Consider the following 20,394-nt stretch of genomic DNA (forward strand, 5'->3'; position numbering starts at 1 on the left):
ACAAATCTTTACCCATACAGCGAAGTTTTTTAATTCGAAATAACAGGCTAAATTTCAAATTTGCATTACATTTATAAGACACTTTCGCCTCTCAAGGATGAATAATGCAACTTACTTCACTACCAAACTCACTTCGACCTCGTGAAAAGCTCATAGCAAAGGGGGCTAAGGCGCTGACTGACGCAGAGCTTCTTGCCATATTTTTACGAACAGGGTTACCGGGAATGAATGTAATTGAGTTGGCTCAGCATTTATTAAACGAGAATAAAACACTTCATAATTTGTTTAATGCTAGCATTGAGGAGTTTTGCTCTCAAAAGGGGTTAGGGACCGCTAAGTATGTTCAGCTACAAGCTGTGTTAGAGCTAAGCCAACGTTATATGCAGGAGCGTTGCCAACGAGACGCCGTGTTTAATTCGCCAAACTCAGTTTACGATTACCTGACCATTCAAATGCGGGGCTTACAACAAGAAGTATTTATGGTGTTATACCTAGATAGCCAAAATAGATTAGTAAAAGATGAAATACTTTTTTATGGCACAATTAATTCTGCCAGTGTTTATCCGCGTGAAGTGGTAAAGGCTGCGCTTAAAAATAATGCAGCCGCTGTTATTTTTGCGCATAATCATCCAAGTGGTATTGCAGAACCGAGCCAAGCAGACAAACTTATTACTAATAAATTGCAGCAAGCACTGCAATTGGTCGACATAAGTGTGCTCGATCACATCATTGTTGGTGGAGAAACGTGTGTTTCGTTTGCCGAGCGAGGCCTGATTTAGCTTTGTTAGATACAGAAGTGTGTTAAAAATGAGCTGTTTAACGTGTTTTGGCAAATTAGTTTAATTTAAATGCAGTTTTTACTTTCCCTAAGGGCATTCGATCTTTATAATTAGCCGCTATCAAATTTACATATATGAGCTGATTGGATAGATCAGTGTTTGATCTTTGCCTGTAAAAGCTGTATAAAGAGCGCCCTTCGATTTATCTCTAGGGCGGAAATACACGGCCTTAGATTAAATTAAGCTCGAGCGAAGTTATTGGAGATATATAGACATGTCTAAAGTATGTCAAGTTACAGGTAAGCGTCCTGCGGTTGGTAATCACCGTTCACACGCGAGAAACGCGACTAGACGTCGTTTCCTACCTAACCTACAAACACACCGTTTTTGGGTTGAAAGTGAAAAACGTTTTGTAACATTACGCACTACTACTAAAGGTATGCGTATTATCGATAAAAAAGGCATCGACACGGTTCTTACAGAAATCCGTGCTCGCGGCGTTAAAGTTTAAGGATCTGAATCATGCGCGATAAAATCCGTTTAGTTTCAACTGCCGGTACTGGTTTTTTCTACACTACTGACAAAAACAAACGTAACATGCCTGAGAAGATGGAAATCAAAAAGTTTGATCCAAAGATTCGTAAACATGTTCTTTTTAAAGAAGCTAAAATTAAGTAATTTTAGTTCTTTTAGAATTTAAAAACCCAGCCTAGGCTGGGTTTTTTGTTTTTAAAAATATGATTAGTGAATTGATATAAAAAACCTCGTTGGCATAACCAACAAGGCTTTTAAATCAAAAAACGTTATACCAATAGCATTAAATTAGTGAGCTATTTAATGCGATAAAATAATCATGTTTTTAATAAAATTGGTATCATTAGATTTTTGTGAATGCATCTTGTAGTGGTGGTACTACTTGCTTTTTACGGCTCAGTACACCATCTAACCATACTTTATCATTCTCTGGTTTTACACCGTAAGCCTGCTCAACTAAGTTTGCATCGTCAGATACAATTAGCATTTCTGAGCCTTCTTTCATTATATCGGTAAGTAGTAAAAATACAGAGTGGCGATTACCCTCAACTTTTAGCTTAGCAATATCGGCTGCAAGGTCTGCTTTAATATCGTCAAAAACAGCAAGGTCGATTACTTCTAGTTGGCCAATGCCTACTAGGTTACCGTTCATGTTGAAATCTTTAAAGTCGCGCATTACTAAATCACGTGCTGGTGTGTCTTCTACCGCAGATTTAACGCGAAACATATCCATACCCAATTCTTTAAAGTCTTCTACGCCTGCAATTTCAGCTAGCGCTTCAACACATTTAATATCGGCAGTGGTACATGTTGGTGATTTAAATATGACTGTGTCGCTTAAAATTGCACACATCATAATACCCGCGATGTCTTTAGGGATTTCTACGCTGTAGAAGTCGTACATCATTTTAATAATGGTGTTTGAACAACCAACAGGACGAATCCAACATTCAAGCGGAGTAGATGATGTTAAGTCACCTAATTTGTGGTGATCTACCACGCCAACAACGCGAGCTTGGTCGATATCATCGGGTGCTTGTGTTTTTTCTGTGTGATCTACAATATACACATCTTCACCCGCGTAGCTTAATTTAAGCTCTGGTGCTTCGAAGCCAAATTTATCAAGGATAAATTGAGTTTCAGGTGATATTTCACCAAGACGAGTTGGAATTGCTGGCTCATCGATTTGGTTTTTTAAATAAGCCAGTGCAATTGCACCACAAATAGAATCTGAATCTGGGATTTTATGGCCCACTACATACATAGACATTGACGGAACTCCTTTAAATTTGCCGATATTCTAACAAAGTCTGCGGCCTTTAACATATAGACAGCGCAATTAAGTTTTAGTTACACTTTAAAATCTTGAATTTACTAGGTGTATTAATATGCGACTGGGCCGTAAAGGTTGGAACAACGTTATAATATTTTCGATGTTGATTATGATCTTCTTCTTAAATGGCTGGCATAAGCAACTTTTGGGAGGGGAGGATAAACCAACATTACAAGCCGTACTCCCCCAGCAAAGTTTTGTACTGACACTGCAATTTGTTGATCAAAAAATTGAGCGAATAGGAACAAGCTGGCGTACAACCCCACTACAAAAAGACATACCGCTTGTGTGGCAAGCCTCTGAGCAGCAACTTAGTGATTTAATTAATCAGTGGCAAAGCGCGCAGTTAATGGGCGTTAACGAATCTGTTGTTTTTAATCCTAATGAGCCTTTATATGTTGCTGCATTTGAGTTGGCTGGCGAGAGTTTACCTTGGGTTTATTTGCTTTATAAAGGCGATGGGCAATATTACTTACTCGAAAAGAGTAGCCAACGAATACTCGCACTCGATTTAAAAACTGCACAGCAGTTATTTCCTAGTTTTGATTTTTCATAAAGTGAGTCTAATTAATGCCTGAATTACCAGAGGTAGAAGTGAGCCGAATGGGCATCACTCCCCACGTACAAAACCAAGTAGTTACTAAGGTAAATATTTACAATGCCAGTATGCGCTGGCCAGTGCCTGATGACGTGTATCAGCTTGAAGGGCTAATTGTTACTAGTATTGAACGACGAGCTAAATACTTACTTTTACACTGTGAGCTTGGGAGCACTATTTTACATTTGGGTATGTCAGGTAATTTACGTGTTGTAGATAAAAGTGAGCCGCTTAAAAAGCATGACCATGTAGAGTTTATTTTTGGCAACGGTAAAGCACTGCGCTTAAACGATCCTCGTCGCTTTGGTTGCTGCTTATGGCAAGAGCCAGGTGAAGTGCATAAGCTACTCTCTAAGCTTGGCCCTGAGCCGCTTACCGATGACTTTTTTGCTAAACGCGTGTACGAACAATCGCGCAATAAAAAAGTACCCGTAAAGCAGTTTATTATGGATAACGCAGTGGTTGTTGGAGTTGGTAATATTTACGCGAATGAATCGTTATTTAAAGCGGGTATACATCCAAAGCGAGAAGCGGGAAAAGTATCGCTCAAACGTTATCAAGCACTTATCCCTATTATAAAGGACACGCTTGCTGCGGCTATAATACAAGGTGGTACAACGCTTAAAGACTTTGCACAAAGTGATGGTAAGCCAGGGTATTTTGCTCAAGAGTTATTAGTATATGGGCGCAAAGGCAAGCCATGTATGACGTGTGAAAACGAATTAGAAGAAATTAGATTGGGGCAGCGCAGTACTATTTTTTGCTCAAATTGCCAAAAGTAGTTATCTAGTTATCTAGTTATTTGAATATTTAGTTATGTAAATTTTATCGATTCTAAATTTAATGAGATTTAAGGGCCAGCTTTAAAAGCGGGCCCTTAATTTTAAAGCTCAAACGGTGCTACACCGACCGCTTTCATTTTATATCCTACCTGCGCGATTTCGCCCGACCACGTTTGTGTACTTATTATTCCAGTTACAACAATTGCGTCGTATAGGCTATCTATTGGTACTCCACCTTTAATTGTTACATGGACTATTTGATTTGGCGGTGGTGGTGGTACGTGTATACAGGCGCCAAAATAAGGAACGAGTAAAAACTCGGTAATTACTTCGCTATCGCCCTCAAGTGGCACAACAAAACCAGGCAAACTCACCGATTGGCCATCAAGTGCCTTTACCACTGGAGCATCTAAATCGGGTTGCACCCAGTTTTGATCACTACCTTCGTGATTAGCTTGTGCTTGAGTGTCTATTTGCACGTGGTTTTTAGGGATTAAGTCTTCCCAAAAAATTTCTTTTGGTGGATTAGCATAACTCGCTACGCTTATAAATAATAAGCTAATAGCAGCAATGTATTGAAAAGCTGTTTTAAAAAATGTCATAAAATACCTAAAAATTATGCTTTTATACTCATGCCATCGCTGAGTGAATAAAAATAAGCGCGAGTAGCGGGTATTAAGCCAATAATAAAACCTGCGGCCATAATAACCCCGATTAAGCCCAGTTCATAGTAAGAGAGCATTGTGATATTTACGCTTATACCGGCATGGCTTTGTAAGTAACCGCCGGCTGAAAAAATAGCTAAATAGTAAAGCACACTACCTGCTAGGCAACCAAGTAAAGTGGTCAGTAGTGACTCAATACTTATAAGTGTAAATAAATGCCAAGGGCGAGCGCCTACCGAGCGCAATATAGCAAGTTCGCGACGTCGCTGACTCAGGTTTGCGAGCAATGTCGTTAACATGCCAAGTAGGCTTACTAACACGACAACAGCTGAGAATAGCAACAGTATTTTTTCTACTATGGCGAGCATTTCCCATAACTCTTTAAGTGTTACGGTTGGCATAATACCAAGCAGGGCTTCTGGCTTATATTGATTTATATTGCGCCTAATTTGTAATGTGTACAAAGGCGAGTTAAATCCCATTAAAAATGCTGTAATTTGCTTTGGGTGACCGACTAGGTTGTTATGTTCGTCATGCTCATGCTCATGCTCATGCTCAAGGCTCGCTTTACCGCCGTGAATTAAATCGATTGCAGCCAAAGGAATATGCAGCGTTTTATCAACTGGCGTGCCTGTTGGGTTTAAAATACCGACGACTTTAAATGGGTTATCGTCATGATGATGAAAACTGGTGTTCCCCATACCGTGCGATATAACAATAGAGTCGTTAAGTTTATAACCTAATTTATTTGCAACTTCACTACCTAGCACCACTTCGTTAATTGCAGCAAAAGGGTGGCCTTTGTTAAAGGTTAAGTTTTGTTTTTTTGCAAAGCGATAATGGCTAAAGTAATCAAGTGTTGTGCCTAGTACCGCTTGGCCTTTATGGCTGTCGCCTAGGCTTATAGGTATGCTCCATTTTACGCCTCGCTGACTTGTTATGTATTCATAACTTTTCCAGCTTACGCCGTTATTAGTATGGCCGATTCTAAATACTGACGAAAGCAGCAACTGTATGTCGCCGGTACGCGCACCAACAATTAAATCAGTGCCCGAAATAGTATTACTAAAACTACTTTTAGCATCAATTCGTACACGTTCAATACTTAAAAGTAGCATTACACTAATTGCGATAGTAAATAATGTAAGCAGTACACTTGCGCGGCGGTTTAATAAGCTTTTGTAAGCAAGTTTAGCGAGAATCATACTTGTTCCTGCAAGCTTATAAGGTCAATGGAGCGGTCAAATAAAGGCTTTAGTGTTTCATCGTGGCTCACAAATACCAGCGTACTATTAGATAACTTTGCTTGTTCAAACAGTAGCTTTATAAAGCTCTCACGGTTATTTGTATCGAGTGCAGATGTGGGCTCATCAGCAATTATTAATTCAGGGCTGCCTATAAATGCGCGAGCTGCAGCAACGCGCTGTTGCTGTCCAATACTCAATGTCGCTACATCTTTATGGTGATACTGCGCAGTAAGGCCTAAAGCATTTAATAACCGCATCGCTTCTTTTTGTAAGGCAGAGCTTTTATTTGATGATTGCTTTAATATTTTTTGTTTTCGGCTTTTTGAAAACTCACACCCAAGCGTTATATTTTCAATGGGAGTTAAATAAGGAAGCAGGTTAAAGTTTTGAAAAATGTAGCCAATGTGATCCGCTCTAAAAACATCACGGGTAGTATTGCTTAATGTAGTTAGGTTTTTGTCTAAAATTGATACCTCACCGCTAGTGGCTGTATTAATGCCAGCAAGAATCGCTAATAAGGTCGATTTACCTGAGCCACTAGGACCGTGTAAAAAAATATGCTCACCTTTTTCGATAACTAGCTCTTTTATGTTGAGCGTGGGTGAGCTATCGCTTTTATGCCACTTAAAAGTTACGTTTTTTAGGTTGATCATTATCTCGTTACCAACCCCAGTAGTTTAGATCTTTGCGCATTTTTAGCTGTCTTATTATATTTAATGGCTTGGGTTTTAGTTTTTCGTTACTTTGTAAAAATTCATTAGCTGCATTTAATACGCGTTGGCTAGATTGACCATCGGTATACGGATGAAGTTCCTGGCAATAGCTTTTAATATTTTGCATTAAATCACTAGGTTTAGTAAGCGCGTGTTCAATAGCTGCTTCTACTTCATCTGCGTCGGTAATATCAAGTAAATGAGGAAGTGGTTTTTGATTACAAAACGTGACTACCGGTTTACGTAGTAGTAAAAACATTAAAAGAACTGACGATGTATCGCACAGCATAACATCGGCAGCTTGCAATAACGGCAAAACGTTATCGGTTTCAATAAATGTTAGACTTTCGTTACTCAGCGCTTTGTATTTATTAACCCATTCGGCAGGCATTTTAGGATGAAACTGCATCAAAATACGCCACTTACCTTGTTCACTAAAATGTTTTATTTGCTCATATAATTTAGGAGCAAGTGATAGCTTTCGTGAGAAAGTAGAGCATATAAGTAAAGTAGGGCGAGGGTCGTCACTTACATAAGGATTATTTGAAGTATTGCTAAAAAGTGGATCGAGTGTTGGCCAGCCAGTTTCAGTTACTTTAAAGAAACCATGCTGCTTAGCTAGCTCTTTAAATCGGGTTGTTGTATTTGGGCCTTGCGTACAATATAAATCGTAACAACCACGAATAGTAAAATGACCACGATTACCTTCAGAGCTACGCTTTTCAGAATTAAAACCATGAAATACAGCTACTTTTTTACCTGGAATAAAGCTAGGTACTATATTACCCGGTATAAATGTAATGTTTGGAATCCAGCTTTTAACATCTTTTATGGTATGTAAACGCTGCTCGTTTGTGGTTAAAAAATCGGGGTTTACTTCGCTACCCGCTAAAAACCAGCGTACTTCACCACCATGTGCCAATATTTGCGCCTGCAAAGGTCTCAAGATAGCGTATGAATAATTCTGAGAAATATACATTAAGTATTTTTTATTTTTAGTGGCAGTTAAGTAGTTCAAGCTATCTCCTCAGGCTGGTTAGCACATTAAGTTTACCCCATTGCGACTCGCTTATAAATATATGCCTTTATTTGTTTTAAGCATCCGATTGAGCTTTGAGGTTGGCTAGATTATTATACAATCCATATAACCCCATACCATACTTTGCTCAAAGAGCATCCCTAACCCCGGAGATAGCATGACTAGCTATAAAGTTTTAGACGTAAACGATGATTTACCCATTCGTACCAAAGGTGAAGTACACAGCGGTAAAGTTCGTTCAGTTTATTGGTTAACTGATGAAGACAGCGCGCGATTAATTAAAGACAAAGGCTACCAAGTACCGACAGGTACTGAGCTTGCTATTATGGTTATTTCAGATCGAATTTCTGCATTTGATTGCATTTGGCAAGGCGAAAATGGTTTAAATGGCGTACCGGGTAAAGGTATAGCTTTAAACTCAGTGGCAGCCCATTGGTTTAAGTTATTTGATAAAGCAGGCCTAGCGGGTAATCATATTGTTGATATTCCGCATCCGTATGTGTGGATTGTACGCAAAGCCAGTACAGTAAAAGTAGAGGCAATTGCTCGCCAATATATTACGGGTAGCATGTGGCGTGACTACGCTAAAGGCATACGTAACTTTTGTGGTATTGACTTGCCAGAAGGTTTAAAAGCGAACCAAAAGCTTGATAACGTTTTAATTACGCCATCAACAAAAGGTATTATTGAAGGCGTTGCTGATATTCCGCCAGTTGATGATGTAAATATTACTCGCGCTAACATTACTAATAACTTAGATGTATTTAACTTTAAATCGGCAGATGACGTAACCAAATACGAAAAACTGTTAGTTGAAGGTTTTAAATTAATTAGTGATGAGCTAGCGAAGCTTAACCAAATTTTTGTAGATACAAAGTTTGAGTTTGGTTATGTAGAGGATTTAAATGGCGCGCAACAGCTTATATATATTGATGAAGTAGGCACGCCTGATTCGTCACGTATTTGGGATGAAGCTGCATACAAAAATGGTAAAATTGTTGAAAATTCTAAAGAAGGTTTTCGCCAATTACTTATTAATAATGTGCCAGAGAGCGACGTATTATTAAATAAAGATCGCATGAGTGAGCGTGAGCAATTAGCAAAAGATTATATTTTACCAGAATCAGTAATGCTTGAAGTGTCAAATACCTATGTTGGCATAGCGAGCAAAATTGTAGGTAAAGATATTGTGATCCCTGAAGATCCTCGTCAAGAAGTCATTACTATTTTAGATAACGATTACGGATTAATTGTTAAATAGCAGTACTTAAGTGCTAACAAAGCCAGTAACTAAGTCTTTATTTTTAGTTACTGGGCTATAATTCTTGCAATTAGTGCTCGTCTCTAATTAACTTAACCTAACATTAATATTTAGGTGTTGTTATGTTTGAGCGGGCATTGCAAAAGTTTGCTAAAAGTCATTACTTTTTAGCTATAGGTTTGTTTTTTAGTCAGTTTGCTTTAAGTGCGAATATTGAATTAGTAATAGAAGATCAACACGGCCAAAAGTTATCAGGTGCAGTGGTTGAGCTTAATATTGCTGACAAACAAGCCACACCATCAAATTTGCCCATTGCTATAATGGATCAAGTCCATAAGCAGTTTTTACCCGAATTATTAGTTGTACAACAGGGTCAAAAAGTTAACTTTCCTAACAGCGATAATATTCGCCATCATGTTTATTCTTTTTCACAAGCTAAGCCTTTTCAACTAAGATTATATTCAGGGCAACCAAAAGAGCCCATTACGTTTGAGCAACAAGGGGTTGTTGTTTTAGGGTGTAATATTCATGACTCTATGGTTGGCTATATCTATGTAGCGAGTAGTGAATCCGTATATAAAACAGATAAAAAAGGCTATGTTAGTTTGCCTATTAATACGCTGCCTGCACAAGTGAGTGTGTGGCACCCTTTACAAACAGCGCCATTGGAGAATAAAAAAATGATAACAATTAATTCTCAAAAACAGTTACAGATAACAGTAAACACATCGACCCCAGCACCTAGAAATACCTTTGGTAGTAAGTTTAAGGCTGGTAATGACTAATAGTTTACGAAATCGCATAACCATTTTATGTGTTGGCTTAGTGTTATTAACCACTATGGTCAGCTTGTTTAGTTTTTGGTGGTCTACGAGTAAGTTTCAAGAAGAAAAAGTAAATCAAGACATTACCGTAGCGCAAAATGTTTATAAGCAATATTTAAAATCAAAAGAAAGCTTACTACTAACCGCAGCAAAAGTACTCACCTCCGACTTTGGTTTTAAGCAAGCTGTAGCAACGCGGGATGCCGGGACAATAAGCAGTGTGTTGTTTAATCATAGCCAACGTATTGATGCCGAATTAATGCTGCTACTTGATTTATCGGGTAGGCTAATTTCCGCCAATACTGACGAAGACGCTTTTGCACATAACTTAAAGCCGTTAATGGAAGAGCTTTTAAGTGCGCCAGAAGAGTCTAGTTTTGTGGTGCTAAATAACGAGCTTTACCAAATTATTTTATTACCCGTAAGAGCGCCACGTACAGTGGCCTATAGTTTGGTGGGTTTTAAAATTGATGACAATGTAGCCCATGAACTAAAAAGCTTAACAGGCATGGATGTGAGCTTTATAGGTAGCGCTGACGATATTGTTATTAGTTCATTAACTAATCGCCCTGAGCAATTTGAACCTGTTAGCTATTTTAGTACCGTAACCACATCGCGTTTTTTTGGTGAGTATTTGGTGTATCGTAACCGAGATATAGATTTACCATCGTTGTTGACCCATCCTATAATTATTTTACTGAGCGCCGATTTAACACAAAGTTATAGTGACTTCGAAAAACTTCTTTTTACACTTATTATTTTAGCTATTTTAACTATGTTTGTAGGTGTTATTACGAGCAGCATATTTGCAAATAACTTAACTACGCCACTTACTCAACTAGCTGTAATAGCAAGGCAATTTGCACAAGGTAATTATGCTTTTGAATTTAAAGGGCGAAGGCAAAGTACCGAAATAGACACGCTAGTCGCAGCGTTTGATAGCATGGGTAATGATATTAATCAGCGCGAGCAACAAATTAGCTTTCAAGCCAGACACGACTCCCTAACAGGCTTTTATAACCGCTCAGCCATGCTTGAGGTGCTTGATGATGAGTTAGATTCATCAGCCGAGTATACGCTCGTTGCAATAGACATAAAAGGTCTTCGCCATATAAACGATAAGCTCGGTCCGCGCATTGGTGATGACTGCCTAAAGGCGGTTGCTTGCAGAATAAGTGAGTTTTCGGATGAGTTAGGGGGCTTTCATGCTCGTATTGGCGGCGATGAGTTTTTAACTGTGTTTCCGACTGCGGCAGCGCGCGAACACAAAAGCGGTATTGTTGGCTTAATGGCACAATTACAAGCGTGCTACACCATTCAAAAACTAAAAATTAACTTACGCTTTAGTGCGGGCATTGTGCAGTATCCTACGCAAGGAATTGCAAGTGATGACTTAATGCGCCGCGTGCTAATTGCTGTTGAAAGTGCTGCAAACACACAAGAGAGCATACATTATTATCAAAATGGTGAAGACGAGGCGCACTTAGAGCGCTTAATAATGCTTGATGAATTAAAGCAGGCTATTAGTGATGACGATGGTCAATTGTTTATGACTTATCAGCCAAAATTACATTTGAAATCGCAAAAAATAGATAAAGTTGAGTCGCTTATTCGCTGGCAGCGAAAAGATGGTAGCTGGGTCAATCCTGAACTGTTTATTGACTTAGCTGAGCAGTCGGGCCTTATTGTTGAGCTTACTGGGTGGGTTGTTAATACGGTTGTAGCACAAGTAGCTGATTGGCAGTTTAAAAATATAAACTTACAGGCTGCAATAAATGTATCTGCGCAAGACATAGCATTTCCGGGCTTTCATGCTGCATTAGTTCGTACGCTTAAAAAGTACAAAGTAGATCCTAAGCTGATCACTATTGAGCTTACTGAGCGCGATATGATCGAAAACGAAGAAAAAGGTATTAAAGCGCTCGAAAACCTAAAGGCAATTGGCGTTAAAATATCATTAGATGATTATGGTGTAGGGCAAACATCACTTGGTCGATTAAAAATGTTACCGATTGATGAGCTTAAGCTAGATAAGTGCTTTATCCTAAAACTTGATGAATCGCAAAAAGATCAATTTATAGTGCAATCATCAATTACGTTGGGGCATCAGCTAGGTTTCTCGGTTGTAGCTGAGGGGGTTGAAACACTTGGCTCATTAAATTTACTTAGAGGCATGCAGTGCGACCATGCACAAGGCTATTACTTAAGTAGGCCTTTAAAAGCAGAACTATTAGAAGAATGGCTGGAGGAATACTATGAAAAAAATTAAATACTTATTAGCAAGTTTGTTTTTAATAATTAGTGTACCGAGCATTGCAAGCAATGGAAAACTGCTAGCTACGCCGGGAGTTTCTCAAATTGAAGGCAGTGGCGGCGGTGGTATTGTACCGTGGGCACAACTTGCTGGGTACGCAAGTGATGATGAATTTTCGATAAATGGCTTTTGTAGCCGCGCAGATGTAACCGACTACACACTTGACGTATGTGGTGCACAACTTAATTTATTTAATCGCGTTGAGCTCAGTTATGCCCAACAGCGCTTTGATGTACCAGCACTTGATGCTGAAATAGAGCAATCAATTACAGGTGCTAAAATACGTTTATATGGCGATATTGTTTACAGTGATTGGCCACAGCTTAGCTTAGGTATTCAGCATAAATCACTGGATGATGGCAGTATTGCAACACTTGTAGGCGCAGGAGATACCAGCGGCACTGACTACTACCTCGCTGCTAGTAAGTTACATTTGGGGGCTATTGCTGGTTATAACTGGTTTTGGAACGTAACCACACGATACAGCGAAGCTAATCAACTTGGTTTGCTTGGCTACGGTGGAGAAAATGGTAGTGGTAAAGTGCTATTTGAAGGCAGCACAGCACTATTTTTTAGTCGTGAAGTAGCCGTAGGTGTTGAGTATCGTCAAAAATCAAATAACTTAAACTTAGGCGAACAAGATTGGAAAGACTTATTTGTAGCATGGATGCCTAATAAGCACGTAAGTGTGACAGCGGCTTACCTTGATTTAGGAAGCATTGCAGGGGCTGACGATCAAACAGGTTGGTATTTATCGGTAACAGGGTATTGGTAATGAAAAGCGTTGGTATTTTTATAGTATGCGTAGGATTGCTTTGTAGTTGTGCTAGCTCAACACAATTATCGCTTTATCAAAAGCTCGATGGTAAAGCGGGGATAGGCAGAATTGTTGATAGCTTTATCTATCAAATAGGTAATGACGAGCAGATAATTCATTACTTTGAACACAGCAATATAGCGTACTTTCGCCAAGGGTTTATTACTCATATGTGTATGTTAGTAGAAGGCCCATGTACATACGATGGCGACTCTATGGTAGCAATCCATACAGGTATGCATATTACAGAGAAAGACTTTAATCATGTGGTTGATTTACTTATAAATGCAATGAATGAGCAGAACATTAGCCATAGTTTGCAAAACGATATTCTCTCTAGAATGGCACCACTTCGTGGTGAAATTATAAAAATGTAGCCATAAAGGCTTTAAAGTAATTATTAAGTAAAGGGAACCTTGCTTTGATGTCATTGTCCACTTAGAATTATTTCATAAAAACAATAATTGGCAAATATAGCTTGTATGGCTTACCTATTTATCTCTCGCAAAAATGTACACGCAAAATACTATAGAAAAATAATCAAAAAATTGTCGATGGATTGCCAATTACATATCATGGGAGCCCCTAAGCTTTCTGCTGTTAAGTATTTAAAAGATGCGTTTCAAGTTAATTTTACTGATGTAGTTAACTCTCAGCTAAAACGCAAAAGAGCACGTAATGCTATCTGGAATAGTCCTATTATTACTGCTGTTTACAGTGCTGGGTTAGTTTTATTTGAACGATTACGATACGCTAAGTATTTAGCCTTATTAACCGAGACTAATCCTGACTGCATTGTTATTTGGAACGGCAATAAACTTCCAAATACGACCGTTGCTATGGCTGCAAAAGCATTAGGTGTTAAGCAGTTTTATTATGAAAATGGTTTACTACCCGGTACAAGCAGTTTAGACCCTAATGGTATTAACTATAATGCGTCGTTAAGCCGTGACCCTTCTTTTTACCTAAATTTTGACCCACAAAATAAGCTAAATTTTTGTGCGCCGGATTTAATTCCAAGAGCTGATCATAAAAAGCGCTGTGAATTTGAATGCGCCGATGTGCCAGAACGCTATATATTTGCGCCTTTTCAAGTACCTCATGATACTCAATTAGCTAGCTTTTCTCCGTGGATAAACTCTATGGACATGTTTTACGACGAGGTGATTAAAGCGGTCAAAAGCTTAAACGATCCAAGTTTAAAAGTGGTTTTTAAAGAGCATCCGTCGTGGCATAAACATTACGCTCATCTTTATGAAAAAGATCCGATTGCAATTTTTGCTAATGGAAATCAAACAAGTGATTTGATTAAGTGCGCTGAAGCCGTATTAACGATTAATTCAACGGTCGGCTTAGAAGCATTGCTGCTCAATAAACGAGTTTTAACTCTTGGACAAGCCTGTTACAACATTGAGGGTTTGGTAAAGCATGCAAGCACTGCAGAGCAGCTAGCAGAGAATATGAACGAAGTAGTGCAGGGCTGGCAACCAAATACATTATTAAAGGATAAGTTTTTTAGCTTTATTGAACATGTATATTGTATTCCTGGCGTTTGGAAACACACTGAAGATAAACACATTAAAGCGATTGAAGCGCGTTTTACGGGTAATGACGAGTTTGCTAAGTATCATGGTGATAAGGAATCGTAGTGAAAAACCTAATTAGCTGTCAGCAATTACACGAGCAACTTAATAATCCTGCATTAGTGATATTTGATGCAGGTATGCTGCGCCCAGGTGTTTTGGGTACTTATTCGCCGCAAGCAATGCTGCCTAACGCTAAACGTTTTGACATAAAAAACGAATTGGCCGATAGATCAAATCCCTTACCAAGTATGGTATGCAGCGAGCAGCAGTTTACCCACATGATGCAAAATGCAGGTGTAAATAACGACTCGTTTATAGTTGTATACGAAGATGGCGGTTTATTTAGCGCAGCAAGAGCGTGGTGGATGTTTAAAGCTATGGGGCATCACAATGTTAAAGTACTCAGTGGTGGCCTTAAAAAGTGGTTAGAGAGCGATTACGCCACACAACAAGGTTATAGCAAAGCGTCAGGTAAAGGTGATTTTACAGCAAACTATAATTCTGAGTATTTTATTAATAGCCAACAAGTGGTTGACGCAATCGATGAGCCTAACACTGTATTGCTAGATGCACGTGCTTATAAACGTTTTACAGGCGAAGAAAGTGAACCCCGAAAAGGTATGCGTAGTGGGCATATCCCAAATAGTCGCTCGTTGCCTTTTATGAATTTACTTAATAAAGGTGAAGCAAAACCACTTACTGAAATTAAAGCGATATTTAATGACGTGGTCGGTGATGCGCAGCAGTTACAATTTAGCTGTGGCTCAGGTATTACAGCCTGTATTTTAGCGTTATTTGCTACCGAATGTGGTTACAGTAATTTAAGCGTTTATGATGGCTCGTGGAGTGAGTGGGGCGCAAGTAACTCGCTGCCTATTACCAAACGTGAATAAGTTGAAATAGTACAGCAGCAAATTTATTGTAGGCGCTTTGCTTGCTAGCGCGCTTAATTTACACATGGTTATATTAACAATCTTTTGCGTGAGCAAGCTTCACGCCTACGTGGAGGTAATTTTAAACATTGATTACCACTGAGAACACCGAGGCGCTTTGCGCTACACAGAGGGAAATAATAATATTTGTAAGTCGCTTCTGCTGAATTTTTACTTACCTTATCTGTGGTGAAATAATACGAAAGCGCATTAAAACTTTTTACAGTTTGTATCCATAAGGGCAGTTTTTACAACCATTTTTGCAGCACGAACCACGCTTTAAAAAAAACCACTTACTAAATATCATGTAACCACTTTGCATGGTGTAGTCGAGCCCTTCAATTAAATTGTCGTTACCTCTAAATTGTTTTGCAAAGTCTATTTGAGTTTTAATAGGCTGTGTATAAACACCCTTTAAAAAAGTATTTATTTTATTAAGCGTGCACTTGCGGCATAAACAACTTGTTGCTGTGATATCTAGCGGTAAAATAGCCGGCAGCTCATTGCACCAACACGCTGATATATCGTCTACATTACACGTTAGAGTACGGTGGCATTTAGCGCAGTTAAGTTGAGTCATTATAATTCTTTTTAGTAACAGTGAGCCAAGAATAACAAATATTATGAATACACAAAAAGCATTAGCTGAATTTATTACATTTGGTGAGCAAAGGGACGAAGCTATATCGGTTATCGTTTCAAGCCCTGCTGATAGCAATAAAACTCATTATACTCTCTCAACCGAGGTTTTAATTGATGTGCTTAAGCGCTGTTTAAGTAACGAAATAGACTTAGATGATTTAGAGCTTTGGGCAAACGTAATTGAATCGCGAGATGACATTGATTGTGCAGAGCATGAAGGTTTTATTTATGCGCTCAGTAATAGCGAGCAAATGGGAGAGCTTAATCATCAAAAGCTTGCTCAAATAGTTGCGTTAGTAAAAATTTGATTTGTTTAAAAAGCGAGGTGTAAAAGCTCACCTACAATATGTGCAACCCTGTAGGTGCGAATTTACTTCGCGCTCATGTAACATGGCTTTGGTGTTTAAAAAGTGAGGTGTAAAACCTCACCTACAATATATGCAACCCTGTAGGTGCGAATTTACTTCGCGCTCATGTAACGTGGCTTTGGTGTTTAAAAAGCGAGGTATAAAACCTCACCTACAATATATGCAACCCTGTAGGTGCGAATTTACTTCGCGCTCATGTAACGTGGTTTTAGTGGTTAAAAAGTGAGGTGTAAAACCTCACCTACAAAAAAACCGCACTTCAATTGAATGCGGTTTTTTAAATTGAAGACAATCGTTTTAAGCGATTATTTATGATATCCCAAGCACGTTTCGACTTCGTTTTTAGAACCTAAAATAACGGCTACACGCTGGTGGATTGCATCAGGCTGAATATCCATAATACGCTCGGTACCGGTTGATGCGATACCGCCAGCTTGCTCTACTAACATAGCCATTGGATTTGCTTCGTAAAGTAGGCGTAATTTATTTGGCTTTTTAGGATCTTTGGTGTCGGTAGGGTAAGTAAATAAACCGCCACGGCTAAGCACGCGATGTACATCGCCCACCATTGCTGCAATCCAGCGCATATTAAAGTTTTTAGCGCGAGGGCCTGTATCGCCTGCTAGCAAATCATCGATGTAGTTTTGCATAGCTGGTTGCCAATGGCGTTGGTTAGACGTATTAATGGCAAATTCGTTTGTATCAGCAGGGATTTCGGCAAAATCTTGTGTAAGTAAAAAGCTGCCTTGTGTTTTATCAAGGGTAAACATGCGCGTGCCTTTACCTGTAGTCAGCGCAAGCATTGTTGACGGGCCGTAAAGTACGTAACCTGCAGCAACTTGCTTATGGCCGGGCTGCATAAATATGCTTTCGTCAGCGGCGTCAGAACCTTCAGGCGCTTCCATAATAGAAAATATAGTACCCACAAGTGAGTTAATATCCGTATTTGACGAGCCATCGAGTGGGTCAAATGCCACTATAAATTTAGCGTCTGGGTTACCTGCTACTGTGTAGTCTTCTTCTTCAGACGCAATTGCTTTAACAGTACCTGATTCCAGTAAAATATCTTTTAACAGCTGATTAGATAATACATCGAGCTTTTTTTGAGTTTCGCCTTGAATGTTTTCATCAAGGGTTGAGCCTAATACGCCAGAAAGCGCGCCTTGACCAACGCGAAACGAAATTTCTTTACATGCTGCTAAAATTGTTCGAATTAATGATAAAAGTTCTCTTGAACAACCATCTTCAAGTAATACTGGAGGGAGTCTACGCATTCTATTTTCCTGATAACGTGTTAAAACCAATCATAATGTGAGAGAGATTAGCTTAGAGCGCTGAAATTCGTCTTAAATAACTGTATTGTTTAAATAGCACCCTATAATGGGACCACCTAATCGTACTTAAAACACAAATAACAAAGATAAGATTATGAAAAAAATACCACTACTAAGTTACATATTCTTTACTGTGCTGTGCTCTATCATAACTCAAGCGCACGCAGCAATTAAGTCAATTGATGAATTTACTACGCAAATGAATCATTTTCCGGGCTATTATTCGTTTTTTTACGATACCCAAAACGGGAAAGTATATTTAAAAGTTGATAAGTTTGAACAGCAATTTTTACTGCAGCAAAGCTTGCCTTACGGTATTGGCTCTAACGACATAGGTCTTGATAGAGGTCAGCTTGGTAATACTCACCTTGTGCAGTTTGAGCGTTTTGGCGACAAAGTAATGTTACGCGCTGTAAATACTTACTATCGTGCCAACACAAGTAACAAGGCCGAACAGCAAAGTATTAAAGAAGCGTTTGCATCAAGTATACTTGCTGGTTTTAAAGTAGTCGCAGAAGATAAAGTCACAGCACTTATTGATTACACGCCTTACTTATTAAGTGATGTACACGGCGTAAGCCGGACGCTTGCTGCACGAAAGCAAGGCAACTTTAGCCTTGATGAATCACGTAGCGCCGTTTATATGAATCGCTCAAAAGCATTTGTAAAAAACACCGAGCTTGAAGCTGTACTTACATTTAAAGGCACAAAACCAGGTGAATTTGTTCGCCAAGTAAGTGCTGACCCTTATGCGCTTACTGTTCATATGCATCATTCACTTATTCAATTACCAGATGATAACTACACGCCGCGCAAGTTTAATCCGCAATCAGGTTTTTGGAGTATAGAACATAAAGATTACGCAGCGCCGCTTGGTGAGTCACTGTACGTGCGTTATATACCGCGCCATCGTTTAACTAAAAAGGACTCAAGTTTACCTATTAGTGAGCCTGTTAAACCAATTGTTTATTACCTTGATCCTGGCGTTCCAGAGCCCGTTAAAAGCGCTTTGCTTGAAGGTGGAAAGTGGTGGAACGACGCATTTACGGCGGCAGGATATAAAAATGCATTTATAGTAAAAGTGCTGCCAAGTAGCGCCGACCCTATGGATATTCGTTACAACGTCATTCAATGGGTACACCGTGCAACGCGTGGTTGGTCATACGGTAGTTCGGTAATCGACCCACGTACAGGTGAAATACTTAAAGGGCACGTAACACTTGGCTCATTGCGTGTTCGCCAAGATATTTTAATAGCCGAAGCACTCGCTGCTCCTTATTTAAAAGGCAATGAAGTTGCTAAAAACTTGCAAGCAATGGCGCTTGATCGTATTCGCCAATTAAGCGCACATGAAATTGGCCACACGTTAGGTATTTCTCATAACTTTGCAGCATCGGTAGGGGATAGAGCCTCAGTAATGGATTACCCACATCCGCTACTTAGTTTTAATGAACAAGGTAAGCTTGATGTAACGCGCGGCTATGCAACAGGCATGGGCGTGTGGGATACCCAAGTAATTAAATATGGCTATAGCGATTTTACTAACCAAGATGAAAGCGCAGAACTTGCTGCTATTTTAAAAGAGAACAAAGCCAAAGGCCTTGAGTTTATATCAGATAGTGATGCTCGTGCTAAAGGTGGCGCGCATCCAACAGCTCATTTATGGGATAACGGCACTAATCCTTCGCAGGAACTTTTAAGAGTACTCGACGTACGTAAAAAAGCGCTTTCGCAGTTTGGTATTAATAATATTAAAACGGGTGATTCATTATCGCAATTAGAGGAAAAACTAGTTCCGCTTTATCTGTTTCACCGTTTTCAGGTTGAGGCTGCAGTGAAACTTATAGCTGGTGTTGATTATGAATACGAAACACGCGGTGACTCACCCGTAAAAGGCGCACAAGTCGTTAATAAAAAAACACAGCAAGAAGCGGTAAACGCTATTTTTGCAACACTTAAGCCAAGTAACTTATTACTTCCTGAATCTGTGTTATCGCTAATTCCGCCAAAAGCATATGGCGAGTCTAAATCGCGCGAAAGCATAGTTGGGCGCACAGGGTTAACGCTCGATGCAATGGCATTACCCGAGGTTGCAGTGCAGCACAGCTTGTCGCTTTTATTAAATGCACAGCGTTTAAATCGCTTAGCGCAACAACAAGCGCGTAGTAATGACTTTTATAGTTTAGATGAGTTACTTGAGGAGCTATATAGCCAAGTGTTTAACGTGTCATCACCTAATACAATGACAGGTAAAATCACTCAGCGCGTGCAATTTTTAACAGCGAAAGCTATGGCTGATATAGTAGCAAGCGATAGTGCAAGCCCTGAAGTGCAAGCGCAGTTACGTTACTACTTAGTTAAGTTGAGTGAAGACTTTAACCAAAACTCAATGCTGAGCCATACAAGTACTGGCGAGAGTGCGTTTAAGCAATATTTAGCTGAGCAAGTAAATCAGTTTTTAATTAAAGGGCAATGGCCAAACAACTTTAAAGTGCTACCAATCCCACCGGGCTCACCAATTTAGAATAAAAAGTAGAAGCGCTTATTTTTAATCAATCATTTAATCAATCATAAAGCAAAACACCGAGTATATTTATACTCGGTGTTATTTTATTCTAAAAACGAA

General features: G+C 39.2%; 21 protein-coding genes. 14 read left to right on the forward strand and 7 right to left on the reverse strand.

Translation table 11 applies throughout. The features are described from left to right. Nucleotides 1-104: 104 nt before the first annotated feature. The 3 genes from radC (at nt 105) to rpmG (ending at nt 1,457) form a co-directional block, all read left to right on the forward strand. A complete protein-coding gene (radC, locus tag I6F47_RS09100; RefSeq protein WP_007581936.1) occupies nt 105-779 on the forward strand; it encodes a RadC family protein in 675 nt (224 codons plus the stop codon). A gap of 274 nt (nt 780-1,053) precedes the next feature. Next, nucleotides 1,054-1,290 (forward strand): 50S ribosomal protein L28, encoded by a 237-nt coding sequence (gene rpmB, locus I6F47_RS09105; protein WP_004335549.1) that lies wholly within the window; start codon nt 1,054-1,056, stop codon nt 1,288-1,290. Nucleotides 1,291-1,301: 11 nt separating this feature from the next. Next, entirely contained in the window at nt 1,302-1,457 is a 156-nt protein-coding gene (gene rpmG, locus I6F47_RS09110) for a 50S ribosomal protein L33 (RefSeq protein WP_004335545.1), read from the forward strand. A 199-nt stretch (nt 1,458-1,656) separates the two neighbouring features. On the opposite strand, the gene I6F47_RS09115 is transcribed toward rpmG, so the two are convergent. Continuing rightward, nucleotides 1,657-2,583 (reverse strand): manganese-dependent inorganic pyrophosphatase, encoded by a 927-nt coding sequence (locus tag I6F47_RS09115; RefSeq protein ID WP_007581938.1) that lies wholly within the window; start codon nt 2,581-2,583, stop codon nt 1,657-1,659. 118 nt (nt 2,584-2,701) lie between these two features. On the opposite strand from I6F47_RS09115, the gene I6F47_RS09120 reads away from it, so the two are divergent. Continuing rightward, nucleotides 2,702-3,202, forward strand: a complete 501-nt coding sequence (locus I6F47_RS09120) for a hypothetical protein (RefSeq protein ID WP_121954796.1) — start codon at nt 2,702-2,704, stop codon at nt 3,200-3,202. A gap of 14 nt (nt 3,203-3,216) precedes the next feature. Further along, complete coding sequence (gene mutM / locus I6F47_RS09125; protein ID WP_121954795.1) at nt 3,217-4,026, forward strand: bifunctional DNA-formamidopyrimidine glycosylase/DNA-(apurinic or apyrimidinic site) lyase; 810 nt, start codon at nt 3,217-3,219, stop codon at nt 4,024-4,026. Nucleotides 4,027-4,127: 101 nt separating this feature from the next. On the opposite strand, the gene I6F47_RS09130 is transcribed toward mutM, so the two are convergent. The 4 genes from I6F47_RS09130 to I6F47_RS09145 are packed head-to-tail and all read right to left on the reverse strand — an operon-like array spanning nt 4,128 to nt 7,669. Further along, the gene (locus tag I6F47_RS09130) at nt 4,128-4,628 is read right to left on the reverse strand and encodes a DUF3299 domain-containing protein (protein ID WP_197183721.1); all 501 of its coding nucleotides are present in this window, start codon (nt 4,626-4,628) and stop codon (nt 4,128-4,130) included. A gap of 14 nt (nt 4,629-4,642) precedes the next feature. Further along, complete coding sequence (locus tag I6F47_RS09135) at nt 4,643-5,896, reverse strand: ABC transporter permease (RefSeq protein WP_197183722.1); 1,254 nt, start codon at nt 5,894-5,896, stop codon at nt 4,643-4,645. Next, nucleotides 5,893-6,591 carry an ABC transporter ATP-binding protein gene (locus I6F47_RS09140; RefSeq protein WP_007581947.1) on the reverse strand — a complete coding sequence of 233 codons (699 nt, stop codon included), beginning with the start codon at nt 6,589-6,591 and terminating at the stop codon, nt 5,893-5,895. Before I6F47_RS09140 ends, I6F47_RS09135 begins: the two co-directional genes overlap by 4 nt. A gap of 7 nt (nt 6,592-6,598) precedes the next feature. After that, nucleotides 6,599-7,669 (reverse strand): CDP-glycerol glycerophosphotransferase family protein, encoded by a 1,071-nt coding sequence (locus I6F47_RS09145; protein ID WP_007581950.1) that lies wholly within the window; start codon nt 7,667-7,669, stop codon nt 6,599-6,601. Nucleotides 7,670-7,847: 178 nt separating this feature from the next. On the opposite strand from I6F47_RS09145, the gene I6F47_RS09150 reads away from it, so the two are divergent. The 7 genes from I6F47_RS09150 (at nt 7,848) to I6F47_RS09180 (ending at nt 15,385) form a co-directional block, all read left to right on the forward strand. Next, nucleotides 7,848-8,951 (forward strand): phosphoribosylaminoimidazolesuccinocarboxamide synthase, encoded by a 1,104-nt coding sequence (locus tag I6F47_RS09150; protein ID WP_024606992.1) that lies wholly within the window; start codon nt 7,848-7,850, stop codon nt 8,949-8,951. Nucleotides 8,952-9,073: 122 nt separating this feature from the next. Beyond that, entirely contained in the window at nt 9,074-9,736 is a 663-nt protein-coding gene (locus tag I6F47_RS09155) for a methylamine utilization protein (RefSeq protein ID WP_007581955.1), read from the forward strand. Then, entirely contained in the window at nt 9,729-12,044 is a 2,316-nt protein-coding gene (locus tag I6F47_RS09160; RefSeq protein ID WP_197183723.1) for a bifunctional diguanylate cyclase/phosphodiesterase, read from the forward strand. The genes I6F47_RS09155 and I6F47_RS09160 overlap by 8 nt, the downstream gene beginning before the upstream one ends. Next, a complete protein-coding gene (locus I6F47_RS09165; protein WP_197183724.1) occupies nt 12,031-12,864 on the forward strand; it encodes a DUF3034 family protein in 834 nt (277 codons plus the stop codon). The genes I6F47_RS09160 and I6F47_RS09165 overlap by 14 nt, the downstream gene beginning before the upstream one ends. Beyond that, nucleotides 12,864-13,283 (forward strand): group I truncated hemoglobin, encoded by a 420-nt coding sequence (locus tag I6F47_RS09170; protein WP_007581961.1) that lies wholly within the window; start codon nt 12,864-12,866, stop codon nt 13,281-13,283. The genes I6F47_RS09165 and I6F47_RS09170 overlap by 1 nt, the downstream gene beginning before the upstream one ends. A gap of 177 nt (nt 13,284-13,460) precedes the next feature. Then, entirely contained in the window at nt 13,461-14,555 is a 1,095-nt protein-coding gene (locus I6F47_RS09175) for a capsular polysaccharide export protein, LipB/KpsS family (RefSeq protein WP_007581963.1), read from the forward strand. Beyond that, nucleotides 14,555-15,385, forward strand: coding sequence for a sulfurtransferase (locus I6F47_RS09180; RefSeq protein WP_197183725.1), 831 nt, complete (start codon nt 14,555-14,557; stop codon nt 15,383-15,385). The genes I6F47_RS09175 and I6F47_RS09180 overlap by 1 nt, the downstream gene beginning before the upstream one ends. A gap of 259 nt (nt 15,386-15,644) precedes the next feature. Here the strand turns inward: I6F47_RS09180 and I6F47_RS09185 are convergent, their stop codons facing one another. Beyond that, on the reverse strand, nt 15,645-16,004 hold the full coding sequence (locus I6F47_RS09185) for a DUF5522 domain-containing protein (protein ID WP_197183726.1): 360 nt from the start codon (nt 16,002-16,004) through the stop codon (nt 15,645-15,647). Between the two features lie 43 nt (nt 16,005-16,047). Here I6F47_RS09185 and I6F47_RS09190 point away from each other — a divergent pair, with 43 nt between their 5' ends. Further along, nucleotides 16,048-16,374 (forward strand): hypothetical protein, encoded by a 327-nt coding sequence (locus I6F47_RS09190; protein WP_007581969.1) that lies wholly within the window; start codon nt 16,048-16,050, stop codon nt 16,372-16,374. A gap of 365 nt (nt 16,375-16,739) precedes the next feature. Here I6F47_RS09190 and I6F47_RS09195 read toward each other — a convergent pair whose 3' ends face one another. Further along, nucleotides 16,740-17,708, reverse strand: a complete 969-nt coding sequence (locus I6F47_RS09195) for a class 1 fructose-bisphosphatase (protein WP_007376783.1) — start codon at nt 17,706-17,708, stop codon at nt 16,740-16,742. Nucleotides 17,709-17,862: 154 nt separating this feature from the next. Here I6F47_RS09195 and I6F47_RS09200 point away from each other — a divergent pair, with 154 nt between their 5' ends. Further along, on the forward strand, nt 17,863-20,292 hold the full coding sequence (locus tag I6F47_RS09200) for a zinc-dependent metalloprotease (protein ID WP_197183727.1): 2,430 nt from the start codon (nt 17,863-17,865) through the stop codon (nt 20,290-20,292). The last annotated feature ends 102 nt before the right edge of the window (nt 20,293-20,394 follow it).

It is taken from the genome of Pseudoalteromonas sp. NZS37 (assembly GCF_015864265.1).
Classification (GTDB): Bacteria; Pseudomonadota; Gammaproteobacteria; order Enterobacterales; family Alteromonadaceae; genus Pseudoalteromonas; species Pseudoalteromonas arctica.